This is a genomic window from Staphylococcus lugdunensis (assembly GCF_002901705.1).
In the GTDB taxonomy this organism is placed as follows: Bacteria; Bacillota; Bacilli; order Staphylococcales; family Staphylococcaceae; genus Staphylococcus; species Staphylococcus lugdunensis.
In genome coordinates this window covers 828475-834863 of record NZ_PPPV01000016.1, presented here as the reverse complement: position 1 = coordinate 834863, position 6389 = coordinate 828475, and the positions used below count along the sequence as shown (strand labels likewise).

Annotated in this window: 7 protein-coding genes and 1 pseudogene; all 8 read left to right on the top strand. The window is 30.5% G+C overall.

Annotation, left to right across the window (positions count from 1 at the left end; translation table 11 throughout):
• A partial coding sequence (locus CD041_RS10690; protein WP_258027232.1) for a tandem-type lipoprotein occupies nucleotides 1-615 on the top strand: 615 nt, incomplete at its 5' end.
• Between the two features lie 90 nt (nucleotides 616-705).
• A complete protein-coding gene (locus CD041_RS10685; RefSeq protein ID WP_002479152.1) occupies nucleotides 706-1473 on the top strand; it encodes a tandem-type lipoprotein in 768 nt (255 codons plus the stop codon).
• 69 nt (nucleotides 1474-1542) lie between these two features.
• Complete coding sequence (locus CD041_RS10680) at nucleotides 1543-2322, top strand: tandem-type lipoprotein (RefSeq protein ID WP_080606653.1); 780 nt, start codon at nucleotides 1543-1545, stop codon at nucleotides 2320-2322.
• A gap of 85 nt (nucleotides 2323-2407) precedes the next feature.
• A pseudogene (locus CD041_RS10675) lies at nucleotides 2408-3145 on the top strand (tandem-type lipoprotein).
• A 261-nt stretch (nucleotides 3146-3406) separates the two neighbouring features.
• Nucleotides 3407-4192, top strand: coding sequence for a tandem-type lipoprotein (locus tag CD041_RS10670; RefSeq protein WP_002460948.1), 786 nt, complete (start codon nucleotides 3407-3409; stop codon nucleotides 4190-4192).
• Nucleotides 4189-5514 carry an alpha/beta hydrolase family protein gene (locus tag CD041_RS12180; RefSeq protein WP_070815468.1) on the top strand — a complete coding sequence of 442 codons (1326 nt, stop codon included), beginning with the start codon at nucleotides 4189-4191 and terminating at the stop codon, nucleotides 5512-5514. The genes CD041_RS10670 and CD041_RS12180 overlap by 4 nt, the downstream gene beginning before the upstream one ends.
• Complete coding sequence (locus tag CD041_RS10660) at nucleotides 5514-5840, top strand: hypothetical protein (RefSeq protein WP_037544173.1); 327 nt, start codon at nucleotides 5514-5516, stop codon at nucleotides 5838-5840. Before CD041_RS12180 ends, CD041_RS10660 begins: the two co-directional genes overlap by 1 nt.
• 2 nt (nucleotides 5841-5842) lie before the next feature.
• The gene (locus CD041_RS10655) at nucleotides 5843-6130 is read left to right on the top strand and encodes a hypothetical protein (RefSeq protein WP_002460943.1); all 288 of its coding nucleotides are present in this window, start codon (nucleotides 5843-5845) and stop codon (nucleotides 6128-6130) included.
• Nucleotides 6131-6389 lie beyond the last annotated feature (259 nt).

The window sequence follows — 6389 nt, the reverse complement described above, 5'->3', positions numbered from 1 at the left end:
AAAGAAGGCTTTCGAGATCAAGAATTTGATAAAGGAGATAAAGGCACTTGGATCATTCATTCTGAAATGGTTATCGAGCCAAAAGGTAGAAATATGGAATCTAGAGGAATGGTGCTACATGTAAATCGCAATACTAGAACAACGAAAGGATATTTTTTAATAAGCGAGATAACAGAAGACAAAAAAGGATATGTGCATAATAAAGATAAAAAATATCCAGTGAAAATGGAACATAATAAAATTATCCCAATAAAGCCAATACCGAATGATAAGTTAAAAAAAGAAATAGAAAACTTTAAGTTTTTTGTACAATACGGCAACTTTAAAGATTTTAAGGATTATAAAAGTGGAAATATTTCATACAATCCAAATGTGCCAAGTTATTCTGCAAAATATCTGTTGAATAATGATGATTATAATGTACAACAGTTAAGGAAGAGATATAATATCCCAACCAAACAAGCCCCTGAATTAAAGTTGAAGGGCGATGGCGATTTAAAAGGATCATCCATAGGATCTAAAGATCTAGAATTTACCTTTGTAGAAAATAAAAAAGAAAATATCTTTTTTACAGATTCTGTACAATTTACTCCAAGTGAGGTTAATAAATCATGAGTCAAACTCTGAATATCAAATCTAGAGACATAATAGGTTATTCTAAACAGACCAAGCGTAGTATATAGAATAATATGGGGGTGTGAAAAAATGGAGCATTCAAAAAAACTAAAGTTATGTGCAAGTTTGTTTATCTTAGTCATTTTTGTTGGAGGGTGTGGATCTTTTAACAAAGAAGCTCAAATTAAAAAAAGTTTTAATAAAACGTTAAGTGTGTATCCAACAAAAAATCTTGAAGATTTCTACGATAAAGAAGGCTTTCGAGATCAAGAATTTGATAAAGATGATAAAGGCACTTGGATCATTTATTCTGAAATGGTTATTGAACCCAAAGGTAAGAATATGGAATCTAGAGGAATGGTGCTCTATATAAATCGCAATACTAGAACAACAAAAGGTAATTTTATTGTCAATGAAATAACAGAGGATAGTAAAGGCAGACCTACTAATAATAAAAAGAAATATCCAGTGAAAATGGAACATAATCGAATTATCCCAACGAAGCCAATACCGAATGATAAGTTAAAAAAAGAAATAGAAAACTTTAAGTTTTTTGTACAATACGGCAACTTTAAAGACTTTAAAGATTATAAAAATGGAGATATTTCATACAATCCAAATGTGCCAAGTTATTCCGCAAAATATCAATTGAATAATGATGACTATAACGTTAAACAATTAAGAAAGAGATATAATATCCCAACGAAACAAGCACCTGAATTAAAATTGCAAGGTGATGGCGATTTAAAAGGCTCATCTATAGGATCTAAAGATCTAGAATTTACCTTTGTCGAAAATCAAGAAGAAAATATCTTTTTTACGGATAGTATTGATTTTACTCCGACTGAGCATAGTTAATTATGAGCAAAACTGATAATAAATTACGATGAACGCAGTTAAAACAGATAAATATAAGGGTGTGAAGAAATGCGACAGTCAAGGCAGTTAAAAATCGGTATATGTTTGATTCTACTTATTATATTGATTGGAGGTTGTGTCATATTGACAAAAATAAATAATCGAAATGCTCAAATTAAGGAAAGTTTTAATAAAATATTAAGCTTGTATCCAACCAAGAATCTCGAGGATTTTTACGATAAAGAAGGCTTTCGAGATCAAGAATTTGAAAAAGGCGATAAAGGCACTTGGATCATTTATTCTAAAATGATTATCGAGCCAAAAGGTAGAAATATGGAATCTAGAGGAATGGTGCTCTACATAAATCGCAATACTAGAACAACAAAAGGTAATTTTATTATTAGAGAAATAACCGAGGATAGTAAAGGATATTCACATAGTAAAGATAAAAAATACCCAGTAAAAATGGAACATAATCGAATTATCCCAACGAAGCCAATACCGAATGATAAGTTAAAAAAAGAAATAGAAAACTTTAAGTTTTTTGTACAATACGGCAACTTTAAAGATTTTAAGGATTATAAAAGTGGAAATATTTCATACAATCCAAATGTGCCAAGTTATTCTGCAAAATATCTGTTGAATAATGATGATTATAATGTACAACAGTTAAGAAAGAGATATAATATCCCAACGAGACAAGCTCCTGAATTAAAGTTGAAGGGCGATGGCGATTTAAAAGGATCATCCATAGGCTCTAAAGACCTAGAATTTACCTTTGTCGAAAATCAAGAAGAAAATATCTATTTTACGGATAGTATTAATTTTACTCCGACTGAGCGTGATTAATCATGAACAAACCAAGCACAGTATATAGAATAATATGAGGGTGTGAAAAAATGGAGCATTCAAAAAACTAAAGTTATGTGCAAGTTTGTTTATCTTAGTCATTTTTGTTGGAGGGTGTGGACCTTTTAACAAAGAAGCTCAAATTAAAAAAAGTTTTAATAAAACATTAAGTATGTATCCAACTAAAAATCTTGAAGATTTTTACGATAAAGAAGTCTTTCGAGATTAAGAATTTGAAAAAGGTGATAAAGGAACTTGGATAGTTAATTCTGAAATGGTTATTGAACCCAAAGGTAAGAATATGGAATCCCGAGGAATGGTGCTCTATATAAATCGTAATACTAGAACAACAAAAGGGTATTATTTTATAAGTGAAACAACATATGATAATAACGGTAGACCAAAGGATGATGAAAAGAGATATCCAGTGAAAATGGCGCATAATAAAATTATTCCAACAAAGCGAATCCCAGATGATAAGTTAAAAAAAGAAATAGAAAACTTCAAATTTTTTGTACAATATGGCAACTTTAAAGATTTTAAAGATTATAAAAATGGAGATATTTCATACAATCCAAATGTGCCAAGTTATTCCGCAAAATATCTGTTGAGTAATGATGATTATAATGTACAACAATTAAGAAAACGATATAATATCCCAACCAAACAAGCTCCTGAATTAAAGTTGAAAGGTGATGGCGATTTAAAAGGCTCATCCATAGGATCTAAAGATTTAGAATTTACCTTTGTAGAAAATAAAAAAGAAAATATCTTTTTTACAGATTCTGTACAATTTACCCCAAGTAAGGATAATAAATCATGAATCAAACGGAATATCAAATAAAGTCTGACAATATAACGAGTATCTCTGAAGAAACAAATAGTGTATCAAAACTGAATATTGATTAGAAGCGTGTCATAAATGATGCGCTTTTTTGTGTAATATAATTATAAATAAATCATACAAAAATAAATTAAATTGATTGCTTATGCATTGTTTGCTAATATGAAAGTGAAATTGGTATCATTAAAAAATTTGTATGAATATATCATTTATATATAGAAAATATAAGGATGTGAAGGGATGCGACAGTCAAGGAAGTTAAAGCTCGGTATATGTTTGATCCTACTTATTATATTTATTGGAGGTTGTGTTATATTGACAAAAACAAATAGTCGAAATGCTCAAATTAAGGAAACATTTAATAAAACATTAAGTGTATATCCAACTAAAAATCTTGAAGATTTTTACGATAAAGAAGGCTTTCGAGATCAAGAATTTGATAAAGGAGATAAAGGCACTTGGATCGTTAATTCTGAAATGGTTATTGGACCAAAAGGTAAGAATATGGAATCTAGAGGAATGGTGCTCTATATAAATCGTAATACTAGAACAACAAAAGGGTATTATTTTATAAGTGAAACAACATATGATAATAACGGTAGACCAAAGGATGATGAAAAGAGATATCCAGTGAAAATGGCGCATAATAAAATTATTCCAACGAAGCCAATACCGAATGATAAGTTAAAAAAAGAAATTGAAAACTTTAAGTTTTTTGTACAATATGGTAGCTTTAAAGATTTTAAAGATTATAAAAATGGAGATATTTCATACAATCCAAATGTGCCAAGTTATTCCGCCAAATATCAGTTGAATAATGATGATTATAATGTACAACAGTTAAGAAAACGATATAATATCCCAACGAAACAAGCGCCTGAATTAAAATTGAAAGGCGATGGCGATTTAAAAGGCTCATCCGTAGGATCTAAAAGTCTTGAATTTACCTTTGTAGAAAATAAAAAAGAAAACATCTATTTTGCAGATGCGGTACAATTTACCCCAAGTGAGGATAATAAATCATGAGTCAGATAGAATATCAAATAAACCCTGGCAATATAACAAGTAACTCTGAAGAAACAAGTTCGGTATCCAAAATAAGTTATGAAATAGAAAATGCGAATGATAATGGTTTAGACAAAGGCAAAATTAACAAGCAAATTAAAGCTTTAAAAAGAAATAATAATTTTCCTGGGAACTTAGAATACGTTGATAGTTATACCGATTCAAAAACAGGTACGACCACAAGTGCTTTTTTAAATAAAGAGACAGGAAAAGTTACTTTAGGTATGACAGGCACCAATTTACACAAAGGTGCAATGTTAAAACAAGCGTTTGGCATTGCTTCTCCTCAAGACTATAGAGATGTGTATGAAACGCTAAATGATATTCGGGCAGATATCAATATTGGACTCCATTCCGTCACGGATAAAGATCCACATTATAAAAATACCCAAGACTTTATTAAAGGAATCAAAAAAGACTATGATATTGATACAATTACAGGACATTCTTTAGGTGGTAGAGATGCGATAATTTTAGGTACGAGTAATGACATTAAACATATCGTTGTGTATAATCCAGCACCATTGGCGGTCAAAGATGTGAGTATACTTTATGACGATGGGGAAGAACTTAAAAAAATGATTGAAAAGTATGATGGTCATATTGTGAGATTCGTGTCTAATCAAGATATATTAGATGCAGGTGTTCGCGATCTTATGTATGAAACTGCCGGAGAAAAAATAGTGATAAAAAATGGAGAAGGCCATTCAATGGATGGTTTTTTAATCAAAGGGACACAAGCTAAAATATTAGCCGAATTAAAAAGAGTCAAAGGGTACCAAGACGCAAATAATAAATCATTTAAATCAGTTCGTAAGCAAACGAGACGTAGACTAGATAAAGTAGAGACGCTGAGAGCGAATTGGATTCAAACGAATGGTGGGGCGCTCTCTTCATCTCAACAACAATTATTAGAATCTTTAACGGCATTAACTATCGCCCAAGGATTAAGCCAATTGGTTGATGAAGAAAGTCAACATTTGAAAAAAATGTATCAATCGATGGCACATAAGTTTGGAGAAAATTGGAAAAAAGCTCAAGAAGCTGGGAATGAAATTGCTGAAAAACTAACCTTTGCAGAGGTCATAGATGAATTACGGGCAGGTGGCGCGTATGAAAGTAAACTTGAAACGGATCCCCAAAGAAAAATTGATAATAAGTTAAAAAAATTAAATGATGTTTCTAAAAATTGTGATGATTATATAGCTAAAATTAAACAGAGTATCCATGCGATTGTTGAAAAGGATAAAGCGTTAGCAAGTCAAATAGGTGGTATTATGTGATGTTTACAGAATATAAAAAATTAAGTGATCTTGAAAATGCCTATGATGTAGAAAGAAAAAAATTAAATGATGAATTAAATCAACTTTATGAACTAAAACATCAAACGCGCCGAAAATGTGAACAAATGTATGATCACTTCTTATATCTCAAACATAAACTGAATTATAGTGAAGCAGCTACTATCAAGATGACGCGTATTATAGAAGCATTTGATGGAGAAATGAATCAGCGTATCAGACATCAAGAAATGAAATTAGAAGATGATAAAGATACATTAAGAAGAGACTACTTAAAACAATCTGCCAGAATTGAAGGAGATGAATAAGCATGATACGAGGTTCGAATGCCATACCAGATTTAGCAGTAATGGGAGGAATGATGGAAAAAGAACAAATTAGAACGGTTATTGCGCCAGAACATGATCGAATGCATCATGACCATCAGAATAAGCTAAAAAGTGATGAAAAAATATTACTTGACCAAATGGTGAGTCATTTTAAAAAATTTGAAGGTGAATTTAAAAATGCGGCTCAAGGAGATTGGGTGAAAAGTGCAATGTCTGAATTAAATGATATAAGCGATGATTTAAAGCATATTCAGGATATCGAAGTATGATGATGTTGTCTAATAAGGATGTAGTTAGGATATATGTTAGTTATCAACTGTAGGGAAATAACAAATGAACATGTTATTTTTCTGCAGTTTTGCTTTATTCAATGATATCATTATATTTTAACTTGATATTCGTGTAAACGTACTATGAATTTAAAAATGAAGAGTATAAAACGTTATATATGAAAATGTGCAATCATATTTTTAACTTCAAAGTATGGTCAAACGGTAATCACTGATAACAATTTAGATTATTTTCAGA

What these genes read in the sequence shown, in the direction of transcription:
- CD041_RS10670 (WP_002460948.1), top strand. Translation starts at nt 3,407, where the DNA reads ATGCGACAGTCAAGGAAGTTAAAGCTCGGTATATGTTTGATCCTACTT.
- CD041_RS10685 (WP_002479152.1), top strand. Translation starts at nt 706, where the DNA reads ATGGAGCATTCAAAAAAACTAAAGTTATGTGCAAGTTTGTTTATCTTA.
- CD041_RS12180 (WP_070815468.1), top strand. Translation starts at nt 4,189, where the DNA reads ATGAGTCAGATAGAATATCAAATAAACCCTGGCAATATAACAAGTAAC.
- CD041_RS10660 (WP_037544173.1), top strand. Translation starts at nt 5,514, where the DNA reads ATGTTTACAGAATATAAAAAATTAAGTGATCTTGAAAATGCCTATGAT.
- CD041_RS10680 (WP_080606653.1), top strand. Translation starts at nt 1,543, where the DNA reads ATGCGACAGTCAAGGCAGTTAAAAATCGGTATATGTTTGATTCTACTT.
- CD041_RS10655 (WP_002460943.1), top strand. Translation starts at nt 5,843, where the DNA reads ATGATACGAGGTTCGAATGCCATACCAGATTTAGCAGTAATGGGAGGA.